The 20,123-nt window shown below is 36.2% G+C and carries 17 protein-coding genes; 12 read left to right on the top strand and 5 right to left on the bottom strand.

Annotated elements, in window-relative coordinates; all coding sequences use genetic code 11:
- Positions 1 to 88: 88 nt before the first annotated feature.
- Together ubiE and porT are read left to right on the top strand one after the other, a co-directional pair.
- Positions 89 to 832 (top strand): bifunctional demethylmenaquinone methyltransferase/2-methoxy-6-polyprenyl-1,4-benzoquinol methylase UbiE, encoded by a 744-nt coding sequence (gene ubiE / locus ACY651_RS06155; RefSeq protein ID WP_462250786.1) that lies wholly within the window; start codon positions 89 to 91, stop codon positions 830 to 832.
- Positions 832 to 1,536, top strand: a complete 705-nt coding sequence (porT, locus tag ACY651_RS06150) for a type IX secretion/gliding motility protein PorT/SprT (RefSeq protein WP_462250784.1) — start codon at positions 832 to 834, stop codon at positions 1,534 to 1,536. Before ubiE ends, porT begins: the two co-directional genes overlap by 1 nt.
- On the opposite strand, the gene ACY651_RS06145 is transcribed toward porT, so the two are convergent.
- Both ACY651_RS06145 and ACY651_RS06140 read right to left on the bottom strand, forming a co-directional pair.
- Positions 1,537 to 3,780, bottom strand: coding sequence for a S9 family peptidase (locus ACY651_RS06145; protein WP_462250782.1), 2,244 nt, complete (start codon positions 3,778 to 3,780; stop codon positions 1,537 to 1,539). It lies immediately after the preceding gene.
- A 35-nt stretch (positions 3,781 to 3,815) separates the two neighbouring features.
- The gene (locus tag ACY651_RS06140) at positions 3,816 to 5,537 is read right to left on the bottom strand and encodes a capsule assembly Wzi family protein (protein WP_462250780.1); all 1,722 of its coding nucleotides are present in this window, start codon (positions 5,535 to 5,537) and stop codon (positions 3,816 to 3,818) included.
- A gap of 39 nt (positions 5,538 to 5,576) precedes the next feature.
- On the opposite strand from ACY651_RS06140, the gene ACY651_RS06135 reads away from it, so the two are divergent.
- The 5 genes from ACY651_RS06135 to ACY651_RS06115 all read left to right on the top strand — a co-directional run bounded on the left by ACY651_RS06135 (position 5,577) and on the right by ACY651_RS06115 (position 10,034).
- Positions 5,577 to 6,977, top strand: a complete 1,401-nt coding sequence (locus ACY651_RS06135) for a dihydroorotase (RefSeq protein WP_462250778.1) — start codon at positions 5,577 to 5,579, stop codon at positions 6,975 to 6,977.
- Positions 6,978 to 7,020: 43 nt separating this feature from the next.
- Positions 7,021 to 8,340: a MutS-related protein gene (locus ACY651_RS06130; RefSeq protein ID WP_462250776.1), complete on the top strand. Its 1,320-nt coding sequence runs from the start codon at positions 7,021 to 7,023 to the stop codon at positions 8,338 to 8,340.
- Between the two features lie 30 nt (positions 8,341 to 8,370).
- A complete protein-coding gene (locus ACY651_RS06125; RefSeq protein WP_462250774.1) occupies positions 8,371 to 8,676 on the top strand; it encodes a hypothetical protein in 306 nt (101 codons plus the stop codon).
- A 333-nt stretch (positions 8,677 to 9,009) separates the two neighbouring features.
- Complete coding sequence (locus ACY651_RS06120) at positions 9,010 to 9,408, top strand: hypothetical protein (RefSeq protein ID WP_462250772.1); 399 nt, start codon at positions 9,010 to 9,012, stop codon at positions 9,406 to 9,408.
- A 47-nt stretch (positions 9,409 to 9,455) separates the two neighbouring features.
- Positions 9,456 to 10,034 carry a hypothetical protein gene (locus ACY651_RS06115; RefSeq protein ID WP_462250770.1) on the top strand — a complete coding sequence of 193 codons (579 nt, stop codon included), beginning with the start codon at positions 9,456 to 9,458 and terminating at the stop codon, positions 10,032 to 10,034.
- 57 nt (positions 10,035 to 10,091) lie between these two features.
- Here ACY651_RS06115 and ACY651_RS06110 read toward each other — a convergent pair whose 3' ends face one another.
- Positions 10,092 to 11,072: an FKBP-type peptidyl-prolyl cis-trans isomerase gene (locus ACY651_RS06110; protein ID WP_462250768.1), complete on the bottom strand. Its 981-nt coding sequence runs from the start codon at positions 11,070 to 11,072 to the stop codon at positions 10,092 to 10,094.
- A 682-nt stretch (positions 11,073 to 11,754) separates the two neighbouring features.
- Here ACY651_RS06110 and ACY651_RS06105 point away from each other — a divergent pair.
- From ACY651_RS06105 to ACY651_RS06090, 4 genes are all read left to right on the top strand, one after another.
- The gene (locus tag ACY651_RS06105) at positions 11,755 to 13,299 is read left to right on the top strand and encodes a YifB family Mg chelatase-like AAA ATPase (protein WP_462250766.1); all 1,545 of its coding nucleotides are present in this window, start codon (positions 11,755 to 11,757) and stop codon (positions 13,297 to 13,299) included.
- A gap of 196 nt (positions 13,300 to 13,495) precedes the next feature.
- A complete protein-coding gene (locus ACY651_RS06100) occupies positions 13,496 to 15,310 on the top strand; it encodes an ABC transporter ATP-binding protein (protein WP_462250764.1) in 1,815 nt (604 codons plus the stop codon).
- Between the two features lie 12 nt (positions 15,311 to 15,322).
- Entirely contained in the window at positions 15,323 to 15,589 is a 267-nt protein-coding gene (locus ACY651_RS06095; protein ID WP_462219597.1) for a SemiSWEET family sugar transporter, read from the top strand.
- A 233-nt stretch (positions 15,590 to 15,822) separates the two neighbouring features.
- Entirely contained in the window at positions 15,823 to 16,263 is a 441-nt protein-coding gene (locus tag ACY651_RS06090) for a DUF983 domain-containing protein (protein ID WP_462220345.1), read from the top strand.
- Here ACY651_RS06090 and ACY651_RS06085 read toward each other — a convergent pair.
- Positions 16,260 to 16,703 (bottom strand): DUF2721 domain-containing protein, encoded by a 444-nt coding sequence (locus tag ACY651_RS06085; RefSeq protein WP_462250762.1) that lies wholly within the window; start codon positions 16,701 to 16,703, stop codon positions 16,260 to 16,262. The two genes, ACY651_RS06090 and ACY651_RS06085, sit on opposite strands and share 4 nt — an antisense overlap.
- Positions 16,704 to 16,971: 268 nt before the next feature.
- On the opposite strand from ACY651_RS06085, the gene ACY651_RS06080 reads away from it, so the two are divergent.
- Entirely contained in the window at positions 16,972 to 18,039 is a 1,068-nt protein-coding gene (locus tag ACY651_RS06080; RefSeq protein WP_462250760.1) for a PepSY-associated TM helix domain-containing protein, read from the top strand.
- Positions 18,040 to 18,108: 69 nt separating this feature from the next.
- Here ACY651_RS06080 and ACY651_RS06075 read toward each other — a convergent pair.
- The coding region (locus ACY651_RS06075) for a TonB-dependent receptor (RefSeq protein ID WP_462250758.1) at positions 18,109 to 20,123 on the bottom strand (2,015 nt) is incomplete at its 5' end.

Raw genomic sequence — 20,123 nt, 5'->3', positions numbered from 1 at the left:
AGTTTACTGTTTTTATTTGGCAGCTTCTTAACGTCTAAACCCTAAACGACTAAACCCCCGAACTGAAAACCTGTTATCTTTGCATATTATGACCAATTTTGCACATGATACTGTAGTGCCATACAAAAACAGCGACAGCAGCAAAAAGCAGCAGGTAGCTGATATGTTTGATGATATTGCAGTTAAATACGATTTTTTAAACCGCTTTTTAAGCGCAGGTATTGATGTTGGCTGGAGAAAAAAAGCCATCAGGCAGTTGAAGGAATTACATCCCAAAAAAATATTAGATGTGGCAACCGGCACAGCCGATGTGGCCATTATTGCATCGGGTATTTTAAAACCCGAAAAAATTATTGGCATAGATATTAGTGATGGTATGCTGGAAATAGGCAGACAGAAAATTGCAAAACAAGGGTTAAACGGGATTATAGAGTTGTTAAATGGCGACAGCGAAACAATAAATTTTGGAGATGCTACGTTTGATGCCGTAACTGTGGCTTTTGGGGTGCGTAATTTTCAGCACTTGGAGAAGGGATTAAGTGAAATAAAAAGGGTGCTGAAACCGGGAGGAAAATTAGTAGTGCTGGAATTCAGCCAGCCCAAAATGCCAATAGTAAAAAGCATTTACAATTTATATATGAAGGTGATATGCCCCAATGTGGGCAAATTATTCTCTAAAAACCGCAACGCCTATAAATATCTCGACGCATCAATTAAAAAATTTCCTGAAGGCAAAAATTTTACTCAAATCCTGGATAACCTGGGATATTTAAACACTTATAGCAAACCCCTTAGTTTAGGCATATGCAGTATTTATTGCGGTACAAAATAGTGTATACTATTCTCGGTTTAATGCTTTGCCCTTTTTTGAGCAGTGCTCAATTGAGGAACGGACTTAATTTGCCCGATCATGATGATAAGCCTTATCATTTTGGTATTAACCTTGGTTTAAACCGCTCTCACTTCAGCTTTGGCCACCATCCCATTTTTATGCAGCGTGATAGTGTAATGGTGGTAGAAAGTATTAATAGTACCGGCTTAAACTTAGCATGGCTGGTAGATAAAAGATTGAGTGAACATTTTAATCTTCGCACTTATCCGCTTAATTTAACTTTTACCGAAAAGGCTTTTGAGTATAATTTAAAATATCCCGACAGGCCGGGTGGAGAAGATTCCATCACTATAAAAAAAGTGCAATCGATTTCTTTAACGTTGCCTATACAAATAAAATTCAGCAGCGACAGAATAGGAAATTTTAAAGTGTATATGTTAGGCGGCGTAAAAGCAGAATATGATATGGCGGCGAATGCCGGTGCAAAAAAAGCAGAAAATCTTATTAAGCTCAACCGCTTAGATTATGGTGTTGAAGCAGGGTTGGGCTTTCACTTTTATTATCCTTATTTTGTTTTAACAACAGAACTAAAAACTGGCTGGGGCCTCGGCAATTTACATGCCCGTGATAAAGACCTTAAATTCTCCAATGTAATTGATAAGATAAATTCCCGTACCATTACTTTTTCTATAACGGTAGAGTAATTATTTTTTACCTGTAGTTACAGGAACAGGTAAAAATTGTGTTCTTAAAAAATCACTAATCTTTGTAAACAAATGTATCCTTGCAGAGTTGGGGCTGTTATCGCTGATGTTATGTAAATAATCAGGATAGAATAATTCGTCAAACTGTTTACGGTTTTGTATTAATGCCTTGCTTAGCTCCATACTATTTTGAAAATGCACATTATCATCTGCCGTTCCATGCAATAATAATAAACCGCCCTGGTAATTGTTTACAAAATTTACCGGCGATGCATTGTTATAGCCTTCAGCATTTTCGCCGGGTGTTTGCAGCATACGTTCTGCGTACACATTTTCATACAGGCGCCAGTTAGTAACCGGCGCAATGGCAACAGCAGCTTTAAACTGCCCGGCATATTTTGTTGCAGCTAACGCAGCTAAGTAGCCGCCGTAACTCCAACCCATTATGGCAATATTTGCAGTGTCGATACGATAATTATTTTTTAAATAATTCTTAAATGCAATAATGTCTTCCATTTCCACATCACCCGGTTTTTTGTAAGTGGCTTTTCTAAAAGCTTCGCCACGGCCCGGCGTACCCCGTGGATCTATGCAAGCCACCAAATAACCCTGGTTGGCAAGATACCGCATGGTTAAAGTGGCTTTATCATCCCACTTATCTGTTACTTCCTGTTTGCCCTGGCCGCCATATACATAAATTACTACAGGCATTTTTTTTACAGGGGCATCAAAAGGTTTTATAACCCATCCTTTCAAGTCATCTTTTTTATTATTGCTGAAGTTTACAAATTCCGCATTAGGAATTTTGTAGTCACTCATTTTAAATTTCAATTCTTTATTCTCCAGTAATTTTACATTTATAGTACGGCCATCGGTATTATACATTTGTAAAGATGATGGTGTATTTACAGAACTGTAATCATCAATAAAATACCGGTTGTTGGCAGTAATCTGTACATTATGGTAACCATCACCATCGGTTAATTTTTTTCTTTTGGTACCGTCAATATTTATTTTGTACAAATGTTTTTCTCTTACACCCGATTCGTTGCCGGTATAATATATATCCCCACTGCCTTCATTCACTGATTTAATTTCAAACACATCCCAATCGCCTTTGATTATTTTTATTTTTTTTGCTGTAGCTAAATTTACTTCGTAGATCTGGTTGTAACCACTGTCTTCACTAAGCCATAAAAAACTATTACGGCTGGGCAAAAAATAAATATTATTTGCCTGCACTTTTATATAATCAGGTTTTGTTTCGGTAAAAATAATTTTTGTGTTGCCGGTTTTTATTTCGGCACGTAACAGATCTAATTTTGTTTGCGTTCTGTTTAAACGCTGCACATACAAGGCTTTATTATCGGGTTGCCATTTAATGCCGGTAACATATTGGTTGGGGTTTAATCCCAAATCAACCGGTGTCATTATTTTATTTTTAATGTTGTAAATAAAAACCGAAACCTCCGGCACCATTTCGCCGGCTTTGGGGTAACGCTGTTTATTTGTTTCAGGGTAAACCCTGTCGTAATAAGAAATGGGAAAATATTTTACAGCGGTTTCATTAAAACGTAGAAAGGCAATGTACTCGCCGTCGGGGCTCCATTGATATGCCTGCATCATACCAAAATTATTTTCGTACAACGCATCGGCCATACCATATAAATTTTGCCCCATGGCACCATCAAAGGTTACGGGCTGTACCATATCTGTTTGCAGATCTTTTATAAACAAATTCCCTTCTCTTATGTAAGCTAATTTTTTACTGTCGGGAGAAAAGCTGCTGTACCATTGTTTACCTTCTGCACTAACGGTTTTCATTACTTTTTTAGGGATATCCCATACATAATTAAACTCTTTGGTAGAAGTATTGAAGAGCGGTTCTATTTGTGTTTTAATTAAAATTTTAGAATCGTCAGGAGAAAATTCATAATCTTCAAAAAAAGTAAAGGTGATAGGAGAAGTATCGCCGGCCTGTTTTATTTGATTGGTAAAAGGGGTGTCGATTATTTTACCGGTTTCAAAATCTAAAGAAAAAATCATTTCCAGATTTTTTTCCGGCCGGGCTTCAATAAATGCAAACCGGTTTACGGTATGCATCATGTGGGTTTGTTTTTTCTTCTCATCAAAAAAACCACACCAGATACCATCTAACGGTAAATTGAGTTTTTCTTTTTTTTGTGCACCCGATGAAATACAGAGCAAAATAAAAGCAGCTGTTATGGAAATAGTTTTTTTCATTGGAAAGTGTGGGTTAATGCTTTGATCTTTTTTTATTAAAAATCGTAATCTCTTTTAAACATATTTAAACGAACGCCTGCAGTAACTAAACTGGTATTGGTTTGTTTGGCAATGCTTGCAATTTTATAAGTTCTGTATTGAAAAGAAAGATCAAAATACAAATTTTGTCTTACTTCGTAAGAAACCTGGAACATTCCGTTAAAGCAGGTAGCTTTATCGCCGCTGCCCACTTTAAAACCAGTTTGCCTTGGCCTTGTGGTATAATCTTTAAAAGGGCTGCTGCCAAAATTTCTGCCGGCACTGTCTAGCCCCTGGTAAAAATAAATTGCTTTTGCAGTGATATACCATTTTGGCGAAGGCTGATAATTAATTACGGTTAGCACTTCCTGAAAGTTGGCCCCCAGCGGATGCGCCAGCGGCTGATTGTAATGTGTATAGTTTGAAATAGTATCATTATGCGAATAAGTGAATGGCCTTACACGGTTCATTTCTACCTGCACATCCAAATTGCGTACGCCAAAAGCATCTACATATTTTGCACCCAGTTGTATGCCAAATTTATTTACCCAGCTGGTGGGGTTATTTTTTACTTCCGATAAAATAAATTCATCTAATAAAAACTGCCCGTAAAATTGCGCCTTGTGGGCAACGTTAGCTTTAAAATCTAATCCGGCAACGGCATTATCGGGGCTGCCCACAGTGCCTTCAATATGGCGGTAAAAAATTATCGGGTTTAAATATTGAAAATCAAAACGGTTTTTTCTGCCGAATATAACGCCTTCAAATAGCCCAATATTAAGCCACTTGGTTACGTTCATGCTCAGGTGATGCATGGCGGCATATTTCCTGTCTAACAAAGTATCGCCACTTTTTTTAAATTGCGGCATCAGCTCCATAAATAAATTCTGGTAATTAAATTTCCAGATTTTAGTGTTGAATTTTAAAAATAAATTACTGTTGCCCCAGTCGCTTAAAAATAAACTGCGGTAACCATTGCCAATAAAATTTTTATCGTAACCAAACTGCACATCTACATAATTTTTTACTGCAGCAAATGTAATATACCCTCTTGCATCAAAATAATCAACACCGGCAGTTTTAAAAGGTTTGTAAAAACCTACGCCGGGCACTGCCCTGAATTTATTTACCTGCTGCTGAAAAAATTGTGGCCCACGCTCCTGGTTATCGGTAAGGTAAGTGGAGAAACCAATTTTATTGCCGATTAAACCACGGGCTGTAATGCCACGGCTGTTTAAAAATATCGATTTGTTATAGCCACTTTCAAAACCCTGCTGAAATTGAATTACCGGGTTTATTGCTAAAAAGAAATCCTTATTTTTTACTTCAATAAAATTTGCCTTTGTTTTATAAAATGATCTGAACAGGGCTTTCTTACTCATAAAATTTTCTGTCTTTCCCGTTACCCATTCCGTATTATTCATTAAAAAGCTGTTCAGGTTGTATTCATCCACAGGCGTAAGGTCCAGATCTGTCCACTCCCAATATTTATCTCTTCCGGTGCTGTCGGCGTAACCCATTCTTGCACTATCTAAAAATTCGGCCTGGCGTACAATGGCTTTGCGGTTAAAGGGTCTTAATGTACTAAAGTTGAGGTGCGTATTGGTTTGCTGCTTAATTTCCAGCCGTTCTACAAAATGAATATCTTTAGCGCCCTGGTTAGTGTAGGTAGATTGTGCTGTTGCAAAAACAGGACAAATAAAAAACAGCAGTTTGAAAAAGCTTTTAATAATTTGCATTTAAATATTTTATTTTTAACGGTACAGTAATTTCAAGATATGCAAAAATACCTTTTTAAAAACATTCAGGTTGTAAATGAGGGAAAAATAAAAACATTGGATGTTTTAACCAATGGCGAACGTATAGAACGTGTGGGCAACAGTATTGATGCCAAAGGCAATTTGATAGAAATTAATGGAGAAGGAAAGCATCTTTTTCCGGGTGTGATAGACGACCAGGTGCATTTTAGGGAGCCGGGACTTACACACAAAGCAACTATTTATACCGAAAGTAAAGCTGCTGTAGCCGGTGGCGTTACCAGTTTTATGGAAATGCCCAACACCATTCCCAATGCATTAACTGTTGAATTGTTAGAGGATAAATACAAGATTGCTGCACAAACTTCTTTAGCCAATTATTCTTTTTTTATGGGCACCAGCAATAGTAATGCTGACGAAGTGCTTAAAATGAATGCCCATAAAAAAAACGTGTGCGGTGTAAAAATATTTATGGGAGCCAGTACCGGCAATATGCTGGTGGACAGCCATACGGCACTGGATAAAATTTTCAGCGAAAGCGAAATGCTGATAGCAACACATTGCGAAGACGAAAGAATTATTAAACAGAACTATGAAAAAATAAAAAAAGGAAAAGAAATTTTAACAGCAGCCGATCATCCATTAATAAGAAATGAAGAAGCCTGTTACGAAAGTTCGTTAACGGCCATACAGTTTGCAAAAAAATACAACAGCCGTTTACACATTCTCCATATCTCAACAGAAAAAGAATTACAGTTGTTTGGCAATATGGTTCCTTTAAAAGATAAAAGAATAACAGCCGAAGTTTGTGTGCATCATTTACATTTTACGGCAGATGATTACGAACAACTAGGCTATAAAATAAAATGCAACCCTGCCATAAAAGCACCGCATAATAAAGAAGCGTTGTGGAAAGCATTGCTGGATGACAGGCTGGATGTTATAGCCACTGATCATGCACCGCATTTGCTTTCTGAAAAAGGATACAGTAACAATTTTCAGAGTGCGGCCCCTTCCCATTCGGGGAAGGATGGGATGGGGCTTGGTGACTATGAGCATGCCCATGCAGGATTACCTTTAGTGCAGCATCCATTATTAATGATGTTGCATCATTACCGGGATGGAAGGATAAGCCTTACAAAAATTGCAGAAAAAATGAGCCATGCCGTTGCCGATTGTTTTGAAATAGAACAACGTGGTTATATAAGAGAAGGGTATTTTGCCGATTTGGTTATGGTGGATATGAATAAACCCCATACCGTAACCAAAGAAAATATTTTATACAAATGCGGCTGGAGCCCTTTAGAGAATTTTACCTTTAATGCATCTATAGAAAAAACAATGGTAAGCGGCCAGTTGGTGTATAACAATGGCGTGTGGAATGAAAGTGTAAAAGGCAAACGTTTAAAATTTAACAGGTAACATAATTTATAAACTAAAATAAGCCCCTTTAGGGGTTTGGGGCATGCAGGCAGATAAAACAACGCTTACCGATCTATCTATTTTTAATATTGAAGAAGAGCAATCTGTTTTTCATTATTTAAATTTTACCCGTACAATTGGCGGTAAAGAATGGCTGCGTTATTTTTTAAATACGCCTTTCGGCAGCATAAAAGATATTACCGAAACACAGCTGACCATAAAAAAAATTATTTCCGTTAACGCCCAATGGCAAAATACATTGGTAAGCAACGGCACCATAATGGTAGTTGAAAAATTTTACGAAACAGGCATCGAAGAAATTCCGCATAACCCCAATTACATCAGCAGTGTTTATTACAGCGTTTTTAGCGCACCAGATTTTTCTTTTATCCGCTACTCGGTAAAACATTTTAAAGATTTTTTTATTGGCTTGCAGCAGGTAATTGATTTATTACAGGCTGAAAATAATCCGCCATTATTACAAACTTTGGTGGAGCAAATAAAAATACGCCTTAACAAACCCGGCCTGCAGGCAATGCTGCAGTTTGATGACAGTAAAGAAATATCCAAACAACAATTGCTGGCGCTGGGCCATTTTTTAAAAAGAAGATTTAAGCATGAAGCACTGGAGCTGATAGAAATTTACAGCCGCCTTGATGCGTTTTACAGTATGGCCTGCGCCTGCAATAAATATAATTTATGCTTTCCCACTTTTATTGATGCGGAGGTGCCGGTGATAAAAGCGGCAGCATTATTTCATCCCTTGTTGCCTACGCCGGTATCGTACGACGTTACGTTACACCAAAAAGAAAATTTTTTATTTTTAACCGGGGCCAACATGGGTGGCAAAAGCACTTTTATAAAAGCGGTTGGTGTTGCTGTTTATTTGGCACATACGGGCATGGGTGTACCGGCGCAGGAAATGCAGTTAACTTTATTTGATGGCCTGCTCAGTAATATTAACGTAGTGGATAATATTGTACAGGGCGAAAGTTATTTTTTTAACGAAGTGCAGCGCATTCGCAAAACGATCGATAAAATAAGCGACGGCAAAAAATGGCTGATATTAATTGACGAACTCTTTAAAGGCACCAACGTACAGGATGCCATGAAGTGCAGCAGCACGGTAATTGAAGGCCTGCTTAAAATAAAAAATTCTTTATTCATCCTCTCTACACATTTATACGAAATTGGCGAAGGCTTAAAAAAATACCCCAACATACAATTTAAATATTTTGAAACTTCTGTTGCCAACGACCAGTTGTATTTTAGTTACCAGTTAAAAGATGGCATCATCAACGACAGGCTGGGTTATTTAATTTTGAAGAGAGAAGGTGTGGTGGATATGCTGGAGAAGTTGTAGGTAATTTGATATATTTTAATGGTTAGTAAGATGATTAAAGATTTAAAAAATGTAAATACTGTAATTGATTTAAGCAAAATCGATGGAGTAGCTTTTGGCAAACTAAGAGTTTCCTTTAAATCATACTCGAAAAAAAATATTTTAAAATTAGCAAGTATTTTAAAAAATGATGAAATAGAAAGTAAAACAGTTCGCTCATTTTTTTACTATAAATTAACATGCAAAATTGATTTAATTGATAAGTTTTGTGAATCTGAATATCAAACTATTGTTGGCAAATTTTCCATCTTAGCTTCAAAATGTTTTGTTTATTTGGATGTTATGGGGGTTGAATAAATATTAATACTATGCTATAACAAATAAATAATAATTCATTCGACCAACAGCCGTGGTGAATGAGCAGTTGTATTTTAGTTACCAGTTAAAAGATGGTATTAGTAACGACCGGTTGGGTTATTTGATTTTGAAGAGGGAAGGTGTGGTGGAGATGCTGGAGAAGTTGTAGGTTTTTTTTGAGCCGGGCTTAAGGAATTCTATTTGGCTGCAGTGGCGTCGCACTCTTGTACAGAATAACTTTATTGAGCTTTAATGATGTAGAATTGTTTTGGAATCATAAACAATGGCTAGGAAAAAAATATGGATTTTTAATTGCTTAAGACATAATTAACAATGAAAATTTTTAAATCTTTTCTTATTGCTTTTCCTCTGCTCATAATTTTTATTGCATGCCGGGACAATGTAAGAGAAAATATTTTGACTAACAACAGTATTAAATATTGGGATTGGTACAATTATCCGATTGATGGTAGAGAAGGTGCTTATAGTTTTTCTACAGGCAATAAGTGCAGATCTTACGTTTATGATCGCAAAGGAGAACGCTGGATTTTTTATTCTGGAGATATTGTGTATAGCGATTCAAGCTGGCATTTTTCGGGAGATAATTCTTTATTTGTAGAGGGTTTTGAAAGGCGAATTTTAAAATTTACTGCGGATACAATTATTTTACAAAATATTAAAAATTTGGATAGTATTTTATTGATAAGGTCTCAAGTGCAGTCAATTGATTAATACTGTTGACTCTTCACCAGTAGGATGAGATTAAATAATACAAGTTTATGAACGCTTCAGAGTTTATTAGTAAATTAAATAGTTTGGCATTTGATGAGTCAAACCTGCATAGAAATGGATTTAGCGATAATTATTCTAAATCCTTAATTGAGGCATTCTATCCTCAAAAGACTAATGAGAACTCCTTAAGTAATAATATTATTATACAATTAATTGAGGAATATAAGTGTGCTTGTATTAGCATCGCTAGTTCAATATCTTTTAATGAAGAGGTAAGTGAAACTGATAGGTTTGTTCTGATAGGATGGGTATTTGGAGAAGATTTATTGGCAATTGATAAATCAAATGCAGAAATTGTAATACTAGCATATTGGGATTATGATTTAGTAACATTTCATTGTGCGGCAAATAGTGATAAATTTCTGGAAGCTTTTTTGATTCACGGAATATGTCCCTTGGATATAATTTTTGAAATGAAGGAAGACCAATGGATTTATAATATTAACAAAGCAAATGAAGCCGCTACAGCTGCTGGTGGCGGTAAGTATTTAAAATTTTGGATGGCTTTATATCCAACTGATATTGGAAAATCTGATGAAACAAATAAAGGCAGATTTTTAAATTAATTCATCTTATGCTTCGCAGATGCATGTGTATGCAATCAATAGCACACAAAATTCCTTTCACCTCTTCTCCCTCACCTCAACCACTTCCACATCAAACACCAAGGTACTGTTCGGCGGTATATCAGTTGCAAATGTGCGTATGCCATAAGCACTGCCCGAGGGAATGAACAACCTTATTTTACCACCCACTTTACATTGCGGCACACCAATTTGCCAACCTCTGATTAAACGGCTTAAAGGAAAAGTGGCCGGCTTTTCTTTGGTTTCATCAAATATGCTGCCATCGCTAAACAGCCAGCCTTTGTAAAATATTACTACGGTGTCGGTAATGTTTACCAATCTTCCAGTGCCTTCTTTTATGTGCTGATAAAAAATACCTTCTTTGTAAGTAACACTGTCTTTAGGCAGTTTAGTAATTAAATTTTCTTCTTCAATTTTTTGTTGTGCTGCGCTGTCGATATTGCTCATCGGCCGCAGCACGGGTGGTTTTGTAGTTTGGCTGTCTAATGCCTTCCAGGTATTATTGCTGCGTAACAACCAGCGGTTGCTGAAGGTGGCTGCATATTTTTTAGTATTGGTGTTAGCTGCCCGGATATTTTTTATTCCTGCGGTGTCATTAAAAGTTTGTGTGGCAAGAAGCTTCCATTTATTTTCTTTAGGAAAAAAGATATAGCCCGAGTAAAGCCTTGTGCTTGATGCAGAATCGATAGCGGTTAACAATAGCAGCTTATAAGTTTCGTTGTATTTCCAATCGTATGACCATTGCTGCATGGTAGGTTTCAGTTCAAGATGATCACTAAAATGCCAATCTATTGTTTTTTTGGTTTTATTTTTCATTAACCCTAAAAAATTATGATCAGCAATAATAAAAGCACCCATTCGCTTGGGATTTTTTTTATTCACCATAATAACATCGGTAATAAAGCCAGTTGCCTTTATGGAATCAGGGATTGTATAAAATCCTTCCCGCTTTTGATTTTGCGCCAATAATGAAGTAGAAATAATGATGGTGAAGAAAAGCAATAGTAGCAGTTTCATAAAAGATGTTTTAGTAAAAATAATATTAAATAAGAAGTTGTTTTAGTTTTTTAATTGTTCTTTAAAAACAAAGCATTCTACTATCACCCCTTCGGGGTTTACTGCAATTATTAATTGTTCACTACATTAATGTTAGCCTTTCAGGCTTTAAAATCCTTAAGGGATGATATTAATATAGTAATTGCGGAATGAAAACCATAACCCCGAAGGGGTGACATTAGGTTTGTGGTATTTAAATTATTAAATTCCCAATTCCAGTTCTCTTTCCTTTGAAGTCACGATTTATTGGGAGTGGTGAGGTCATTACAAAATGCTTAGCTTAATAATATTGACCTATGGTGCTTGGTTGTTTTATCGTAGCCTGTATCTCTCATCGGCATAGTGAGGGATAAAAATTTAACGTAGCAAATTGCGATATCAAATAAGCAGAGAAAAAAAACTATATCAGCAATACAATATTTAAAAATACCTGCTTCAATAATTCGCTTCGGTAAAAAGCCGAATAAAGATTTTCTGCTCAATGGCTGCCGGATTGCAGCGGAAATCCTTTTGTGAGGCACGAAACAAAAGATTGAAGCGTAAAGCTCCCGAAATAATCGGGACAGGCGGAACCAAAGTTTATTTTTTAGGTATTGCCCACAGCCCCAAATTTTCCTTAATTTCAGTTTTATTATTTTAAATTATGTTAGTTAAAACTTTCGGCAGTGCAGTTTACGGAGTAGAGGCCATTACCATTACTGTTGAAGTAAGTGTAAACAACCAGGGTAAAGATTATTTTATTGTAGGCCTGCCCGATAGCGCCGTTAAAGAAAGTTTGCAAAGGGTGGAGAGTGCCATTAAGAGCAATCATTATTTTATGCCACGTACTAAGTTAGTGGTAAACCTTGCGCCTGCGGACATACGAAAAACCGGAACTGCTTTTGATCTGCCCATTGCCATAGGTACATTAGGTGCAACAGAGCAAATTGAAAATGTAGAAAAATTAAGTGAGTATGTAATTATGGGGGAGCTGAGTTTGGATGGAGAAATACGCCCCATAAAAGGCGCCTTGCCAATTGCCATACAAGCCCGTAAAGAAGGTTTTAAAGGATTGATGCTACCTAAACAAAATGCAAGAGAGGGTGCAATGGTGAACAACTTAAATGTGTATGGCGTGGGCCACATTAATGAAGTGATCGATTTTTTTAAAGATGAAAATTCTTTACAACCAACAATAGTAAATACAAGAGAAGAATTTGCGAATGCACAAATTGATTTTGAAATTGATTTTTGCGATGTGAAGGGGCAGGAAAATATTAAACGGGCTTTGGAGATTGCTGCAGCAGGCGGACATAACGCCATTTTAATTGGTCCGCCCGGTGCAGGAAAAACAATGCTGGCAAAACGTTTACCTACCATATTGCCGCCACTAAGTTTGCAGGAAGCATTGGAGACCACAAAAATTCATAGCGTTGCAGGTAAGTTGCCTGAGAATGCAACTATAATTTCTAAGCGGCCTTTTCGTTCGCCGCACCATACAATTAGTGATGTTGCTTTAGTTGGCGGTGGTGGCAATCCACAACCCGGCGAAATTTCTTTAGCTCATAATGGTGTATTGTTTTTAGATGAACTGCCCGAATTTAAAAGAACAGTTTTGGAAGTTATGCGTCAACCAATGGAAGAAAGAAAAGTAACTATCAGCAGGGCAAAAGCTGCATTAGATTTTCCTGCAAGTTTTATGTTGATCGCATCTATGAATCCGTGCCCCTGTGGTTTTTTTAATCATCCTGAAAAAGAATGTACCTGCGGCCCGGGCATTGTACAAAAATATTTAAGCCGTATATCGGGCCCGTTGTTAGACAGGATTGATCTGCATGTAGAAGTAACGCCTGTTGCGTTCAGTGAATTATCATCTACCCAACAATACGAAAAAAGTAAAAGTATAAGAGAACGGGTAATTAAAGCAAGAGATATACAGCACGAAAGATATAAGAATAATGAAGGTGTGTATGCCAATGCACAAATGAGCAGCAAGCAATTAAAAGAAATTTGTATCATCAGCACCGCCGGGCAAAATTTATTAAAAGTGGCGATGGAAAAATTAAATCTTTCTGCCCGTGCTTACGACAGAATTTTAAAAGTAAGCCGCACCATTGCCGATCTTGCTGCCAGCGAAGATATAAAGCCGGAGCATTTGGCCGAAGCTATTCAATATAGAAGTTTGGACAGGGAAGGGTGGGGAGCGTAAGTTTTAATGGATAATTTTTTAATGGATAATTAATAATGTTTCTAATTCATTAGAACATTCGAGTTACGGAAATTATCCATTATTTCATTATCAATTATCCATTATTCATTGTTCCCCTCTGCCATCTTGCCATAATTAATTTACTTGTACGATATTTGCTTTCCTGAATACTCGTCTGTTTCTATAAATTTTATTTATGAAGATTTTACTGCACTATCTTAAGCCGCACAAATGGCTTGTTGTGTTAACCCTTTTTTTAGCTACCATCAATATTGGTTTTTCTTTGATTGATCCTATTATTTTAGGTAAGCTGATCAACTTAGCTAACTACCACCAAAATACCAGCAACCTGGTTGAGCAGGATTATTTTTGGGGAAAGTTTGACTGGATAAATAAATTAGGAAGAAAAGAAACACTGTATGGTATTGTTTGGTTGCTTACTGCTTCCATTTCTGTTGCTATGATCAGCCGGATTGCAAAAAATTTCCAGGATTATTTTTTACAGGTTGTAATACAAAAATTTGGCGCAAAAGTTTTTACGGATGGGTTACAACACGCCATGAAATTACCTTACCAGGAATTTGAAGACCAGCGCAGTGGCGAAACACTTTCGGTTTTAACTAAAGTAAGAACCGATGTAGAAAAATTTATGATCAGCTGTATCAATATTTTGTTTGGTATAATTGTAGGAATTGTTTTTGTCTTTGTTTATGCAGCACTTTTTATTCACTGGAGTATACCGGTAGCATATCTTGTAGGAATTTTTGTGTTAACGATGATCACTAACCTGCTGAGCAAAAAAATTAAAGTAATACAAAAAACCATTGTGGGGCAAACCACTGCACTGGCAGGTTCCACTACAGAATCGTTAAGAAATATTGAACTGGTAAAAAGTCTTGGCCTTACACAGCAGGAAGTAGGCAGGTTGAATAAAAATACCTATAAAATTTTGGGGCTGGAGTTAACTAAAGTAAAACGCATACGCAGTATAAGTTTTATACAGGGCACACTTGTAAATACGTTGCGCCAGGTAATTTTATTTATTTTAATGTGGTTGATTTTTCATAAGCAGATGGATGCCGGCCAGTTGGTTACCATGCAGATATTTTCGTTTTTTGTTTTTGGCCCGTTGCAGGAAATAGGTAATATTTTATTAAGTTATCGTGAGGCCGAAGCTTCGTTAAATAATTTTCATAACCTGATGCAGAAGGCGCCGGAGCTGGAACCGCTTAAACCAAAGCCATTGGGCAGCATTGAAACTTTATCTTTTAAAAACGTGGCCTTCCGCCATCAAACAGCGTCGCAAAAAGCTATCGATAATATTAGTTTTGATGCAAAGCTGGGTGAAACAATTGCCTTTGTTGGCCCCAGCGGTAGCGGTAAATCTACCTTAATGAAATTATTGGTAGGATTATACCGGCCAAAGGAAGGAAAAATATTGTATAATAATTTAGATGAAACAGAAATACATTTTGATGACTTAAGAAACCAGATCGGTTTTGTAACACAAGATACCAATTTATTCAGCGGCACTATAAAAGAAAATTTATTGTTTGTTAATCCAAAAGCGGATGATGCATTGCTGAATGATGCACTGCAAAAAGCAAGCTGTACTAATTTAGTTGCCCGTGCCGAAAAAGGATTAGACACCATGATTGGTGAAGGCGGATTAAAATTAAGCGGTGGAGAAAAACAACGTTTATCTATTGCACGTGCCTTATTGCGCAAACCGCATTTATTAATTTTTGATGAAGCTACATCGGCACTGGATTCTTTAACTGAAGAAGAAATTACTAATACCATTCGTGATATTTCAGCATCGAAAGAACAAATAACTATTTTAATTGCACACCGTTTAAGTACTATAATGCATGCCGACAGGATTTATGTTTTAGAAAAAGGAGAAGTAGTAGAAACCGGCACACACGAATCTTTACTTGAAGAAAAAGGATTGTACTTTGCTATGTGGCGCCAGCAAATTGGCGAGAGAAAAAAAATAACTACCACCTGATAAAAAATAATTATGTCAGTAACATTAATAGGATTTATTGGTACAGCTGCAGGTTTTGTTTCTACCATTACTTTTTTACCACAGGTAATAAAAATTTGGAAAACAAAATCGGCGAAAGATCTTTCTTCTCTTACCTTATTTTTTTTATTTTTAAATGTTTCGCTCTGGTTGTTGTATGGCATTCTTATAAACGATTACCCAATCATGGCCACTAATGGCATTGTGCTTTCTATGATTATTGCCATGATATATTTTAAGTGGAAGTTTGACAAAAAGTAAAATCAATTAGACACTAAAATCATACTGTCAGGCCTGAGGCACTCACAAAATTTTTTTTAAGCTCTTTGCAAATGACAAAACTTCTATTCCATTGGAGTGTCAGGCTGAGCTTGTCGAAGCCGTTGTGCTTCTTTAGAGCCGGTTTCGACAGGCTCAACCTGACATTTTTTTAATCGGATAGATCCAATATCTTATTGGCATAACGTCCCTTTTTAATTGGGTATCTTTGCAGCATGACAGCAGTAAAAAAACCGAAGCCCAATAATTTATGGAGCATTGTTACCATGAAATGCCCACGATGCAGGCGTGGCCCTATGTTTAACGACAGCAATGCTTACCGTAAATTAAAACTCTCTCACATTTTTGATATGCCAGAGCATTGCCCTGTATGCAACCAAAAATACGATTTGGAAAATGGCTTTTGGTATGGCACCGGTTATGTAAGTTATGCTTTGGCTGTAGCCATTTCTGTCGCAACTTTTGTTGCTTGGTTCGTTTTAATCGGTGTATCTACAGAAGATAACCGTATTTTTTGGTGGCTGGGATTAAATATACTTTTCTTAATTGTAATACAGCCCTGGCTCATGCGGATAAGCCGTGTATTGTATATCCGTTTTTTTGTTAGCTATGATGAGGATTTTGAAAAACACAAACCTACAGAGTTTGATTTTTAGCTTTCAGTATTTTTAAAAATATCATTAAATATATTTCCTTTACTTAATTCTTCAATATCACTCAACTGCAATTCAATTGCTTTGGTACTTTTATTAATTTCTATTAATGAAAATATAATGGAACCCAGCAAAAAAATAAGGCTTGCTGCAAATATCCAGTGCGATACTTGCACCCAGCCCCTGAAAATTGCATACATACACAAAACGCAGCACAAAAAACTCATAATGCCGAGGCCCTGCATGTAACGGATAAGGTTAAGCCGGCTGCGGATATTTTTTATCTGGTTTAAAATATTTTTTTCTTTTTCGCCATGCTGGTATTCATCATGCAGTTTTCTTACTAAACTTGCCAGCGATAAAAAACGGTTGGTGTAAGCCAGCATTAATAAAGTAATGGCGGGAAAAAGTAATGCCGGTGTGTTGATGTTTATTTCTAACATATAATAAATGTACAGCAGAATTTTTTTATATGCATACATTTATTAAGTCAAGATAGAATTAATGCCAATCAGACATTGAAGGAATACTGTCAGCCTGAGCTTGTCGAAGGCGGGTTGGCCACCGCACCGGTTTCGACAAGCTCAACCTGACATTTTTTTTAACCGGGTAGATTCAATATCTAATGGGTAAAATATGAAAATGTATTGTGTATTATTTATCTTTTAATAGTATTATTGCAACCTGCTTTTTTTGGCCAAATATTAATTAATGAAAAATAAAGGTCTTGTCACTGTTCATGCTGTTGCCGGTTTGTTTGCTGGTATTTTTGTTTTAGCCCTGTCTTTGTCGGGAGCAATATTGGTCTTTCAGGATAACATTGATGCGGTGCAAAAGCCGTTTTTTCTTCCCCTTAAAACAGGCAACAAAATATTATCAGTTGACAGTTGCTATACATTAGCGCAGCAAAAATATCCGCATGCCGTTATAAGCAGTTGTGCTGTTGCTGAAAATAATCAGCAGGCATTTTCTTTTTCTATTTATGATTCCTCTTATAAAAATGGCACAAAAGCGTTGCAGGTTTTTGTACATCCGCAAACAGGAAGCATTTTAAAAATAAGAGGCGGCAGCGAAGATTTTAAAAATAATTTTATGGGTTGGCTTTCCAAATTCCATAATTCATTTCATGCAGGTAAAAAAGGTGAATGGCTTTTAGGTTTTTTTGCCCTGGTTTTTTTAATAAGTATTCTAACAGGAATTATTATTTACAGAAAAAATATTATTACAGTTGTATTATTTAAAAAAGCAGTTTGGAAAAAAAACAATCTTCATCAAATAATTGGCACCTGGGCACTGCTGTTTAATTTAATGATTGGTATTACAGGCTTTTGGATGCAGCGGTATGTTTTTAAAAAAGAATTTTATCAAAGCAATGATTGGGTAAACACTATAAAACCTTCACCCAGTTTGTTTTTTAATTTTGATTCGGCATATAATAATTTGCAAAAGCTTCATCCCAATTTTACAGGTCATGTAATTTATTTTGCTCAAAGCAAAAAAGGTAAAACAGCTGTTTATGGCAGTAATAACACCAATGCTTTTATCCACTCTAAAAAATTTGCCGATGTTATTTTTTTAGACAGCACAGGTAATATTTCAAAAACAAGATTTATAAATGAAATAGACGCAGCCGACAGGTATGACATTATAAACTCTCAACTGCACATGGGTAAATATGGCGGCATGCCCATAAAAATTATTTACAGCTTATTTGGTTTATCATCTGCATTACTAAGCATCACGGGTTTTTTATTGTGGGTAAAGAGAAGAAAAAAATAAGTTAATAAGATTTCTAAACCTCATTAACTTATTTGTATTATCTGCGCTATCTGCGAAATCAGCGGACAACTAAAGAGTAAAACTCAGGGGTATATTTAATTTAACACTAAAATTTCTTCCCATATTAAAAACACCTGTTCTGCCTGTGGCTAAATTTTCAGCAGCATATTTTAAACGGCTTAAATGATTTTGATAAGCCATATCAGTAATATTTATAGCACTAAAATTTAAAGTAAATAATTGATTTCCTTTTTTTGAAATAAAGTCGGCACCAATACCTGCGTTAAGCAAAGTATAACCCGGCGTTTTTGTTTCGGTATTGTATGCAGTAAAAATGTTGTTTTGTCTGAATGTATTATCCAGCTCCACTTTTGCATAAAAATTTTGAACACCCTTACTTATTTTTTTAAAATCTCCCCTGAATTCTGTTACTAATTTTGGTGCAGGAATAAAAGGAATATTTTTAGACCCTTCAATAGCTTGGGCAAACTTTCCATTTACGAATGAAAATGTATTTTGAATATGCAACCAATCCAATGGGTGCGGATGAATATCCACTGTGGCCTCAAAGCCTGCCAAAGATGCTTTACGCTGATCGAATTTAAAACCAGTTAATAAATCGCCGTTCACATTAACTAAACTGTCTCCGCCAAGTGCAGATTCTAATTTTCTGTAAAAAATAAAATCATCAAAGCTGTTTAAAAATGCAGTTATGCCAAAAGATATATGCTCTGCGTTGTATTCTAACCCACCATCAAATTGTAAACTGGTTTCACTTTTTAAATTGGCATCACCGTACTCGTAACGTATAGTGCCTTCGTGTGCGCCATTGCTTGCCAGCTCAGGAATGCTGGGTGCTCTGAAGCCTCTTGCCGCATTAAATTTTATATTTAATTTTTCTGTTAGCTGCGATGCTAAACCCACACTGCCCGAAAAGTTGGAAAAAGATTTTGTAAACGCTGCACCTTTTACACTTCCACCATCAAGCAAATCTTTTATCGATGCATTCCTGCTGTCGTATCTAACACCACCGCTTAGTGTGGTTTTTTTAATTGTTTTTTGTGTGTAAACATAAGTGCCAATATCAAATAAATTATAATCAGGTATTAATTGCTCCACACCTTTATTGGTATTATTTTGCTGCATACCATTTACACCAATAGAAGTTTTCCAATTATTTTTTTCTGCAAAATGAAACTGACCGGTGTAGGTAATTGTTTTTAAATCGAAAAATAAAGCCCTTTCATTTAAGTCATCAATATTACCAAACTCTTCTCTTTGGTTATTTTGAAAACCAATGTTAAAAGCCAAACGGTTGTTGTTTATTTTTATACTGTTATCAGTAGCAATTTTAAAATGCCTGATATGCTGATAAGGAATTTGTGGTGTGGTACTTTTAAAATCTGCATCGGTTGCCCTGGTATCGCCGCCACCGGCAACTGGTTTAATAAAATAGCCGTCGGCATCTCTATCTCCTTCTGTTAAACCTGCTTTTAAATTAAAATTACTTACTAACAGATGGGTGTAGCCCCAGTTGCCATTGTATCCAACATAACCACCAATATTATGTTCGTTGAATTTTGAATTGTGCACAGGCCCATCGTATTTATTTTTATAATCACCTGCCGCTTTGTTGGAAGAATATAAATTCCAGTTGAAACCATTTTTATTGCCTCCAATATTTGCATTAAGCGTTCTTAATTTATTATTGGTTTGAAAATTACTGGAAATATTTGCTTTTATAGTATTGTTTTGCACTGGCACATTGGTAACAATATTTACCACCCCGGCCATTGCATCGCTGCCATAAATTATTGAAGCCGGACCTTTTAATAATTCAATTTTATTTACGCTGGCTTCATCCACTTCAATACCATGCTCATCGCCCCATTGCTGTCCTTCCTGGCGTACACCATCATTTATAGTAAGTACCCGGTTATAACTTAATCCCCTTATTACAGGTTTGGAAATGGCAGGCCCGGTTGATAAAGTTGATACACCACCAATTTTTGTAAGCGACTCTATAATATTGGTTGAAGTATTTTGTAAAAAATCCTGTTTACGCATTACTGAAACTGCAAAAG

Origin of the sequence: Ferruginibacter sp., from assembly GCF_031391665.1 — a bacterium.
Lineage (GTDB): Bacteria > Bacteroidota > Bacteroidia > Chitinophagales > Chitinophagaceae > Ferruginibacter.
The sequence above is the reverse complement of the archived record's forward strand: the minus strand, read 5'-3'. Positions and strand labels throughout refer to the sequence as shown.

Excerpts from the sequence above, each read along its gene's own strand:
- ACY651_RS06090 (WP_462220345.1), top strand. The coding sequence starts at position 15,823 with ATGACAGCAGTAAAAAAACCGAAGCCCAATAATTTATGGAGCATTGTT.
- ACY651_RS06105 (WP_462250766.1), top strand. The coding sequence starts at position 11,755 with ATGTTAGTTAAAACTTTCGGCAGTGCAGTTTACGGAGTAGAGGCCATT.
- ACY651_RS06115 (WP_462250770.1), top strand. The coding sequence starts at position 9,456 with ATGAACGCTTCAGAGTTTATTAGTAAATTAAATAGTTTGGCATTTGAT.
- ACY651_RS06145 (WP_462250782.1), bottom strand. The coding sequence starts at position 3,780 with ATGAAAAAAACTATTTCCATAACAGCTGCTTTTATTTTGCTCTGTATT.
- ACY651_RS06120 (WP_462250772.1), top strand. The coding sequence starts at position 9,010 with ATGAAAATTTTTAAATCTTTTCTTATTGCTTTTCCTCTGCTCATAATT.
- ACY651_RS06110 (WP_462250768.1), bottom strand. The coding sequence starts at position 11,072 with ATGAAACTGCTACTATTGCTTTTCTTCACCATCATTATTTCTACTTCA.
- ACY651_RS06100 (WP_462250764.1), top strand. The coding sequence starts at position 13,496 with ATGAAGATTTTACTGCACTATCTTAAGCCGCACAAATGGCTTGTTGTG.
- ubiE (WP_462250786.1), top strand. The coding sequence starts at position 89 with ATGACCAATTTTGCACATGATACTGTAGTGCCATACAAAAACAGCGAC.
- ACY651_RS06080 (WP_462250760.1), top strand. The coding sequence starts at position 16,972 with ATGAAAAATAAAGGTCTTGTCACTGTTCATGCTGTTGCCGGTTTGTTT.
- ACY651_RS06140 (WP_462250780.1), bottom strand. The coding sequence starts at position 5,537 with ATGCAAATTATTAAAAGCTTTTTCAAACTGCTGTTTTTTATTTGTCCT.
- ACY651_RS06130 (WP_462250776.1), top strand. The coding sequence starts at position 7,021 with ATGCAGGCAGATAAAACAACGCTTACCGATCTATCTATTTTTAATATT.
- ACY651_RS06085 (WP_462250762.1), bottom strand. The coding sequence starts at position 16,703 with ATGTTAGAAATAAACATCAACACACCGGCATTACTTTTTCCCGCCATT.
- ACY651_RS06095 (WP_462219597.1), top strand. The coding sequence starts at position 15,323 with ATGTCAGTAACATTAATAGGATTTATTGGTACAGCTGCAGGTTTTGTT.
- ACY651_RS06135 (WP_462250778.1), top strand. The coding sequence starts at position 5,577 with ATGCAAAAATACCTTTTTAAAAACATTCAGGTTGTAAATGAGGGAAAA.
- ACY651_RS06125 (WP_462250774.1), top strand. The coding sequence starts at position 8,371 with ATGATTAAAGATTTAAAAAATGTAAATACTGTAATTGATTTAAGCAAA.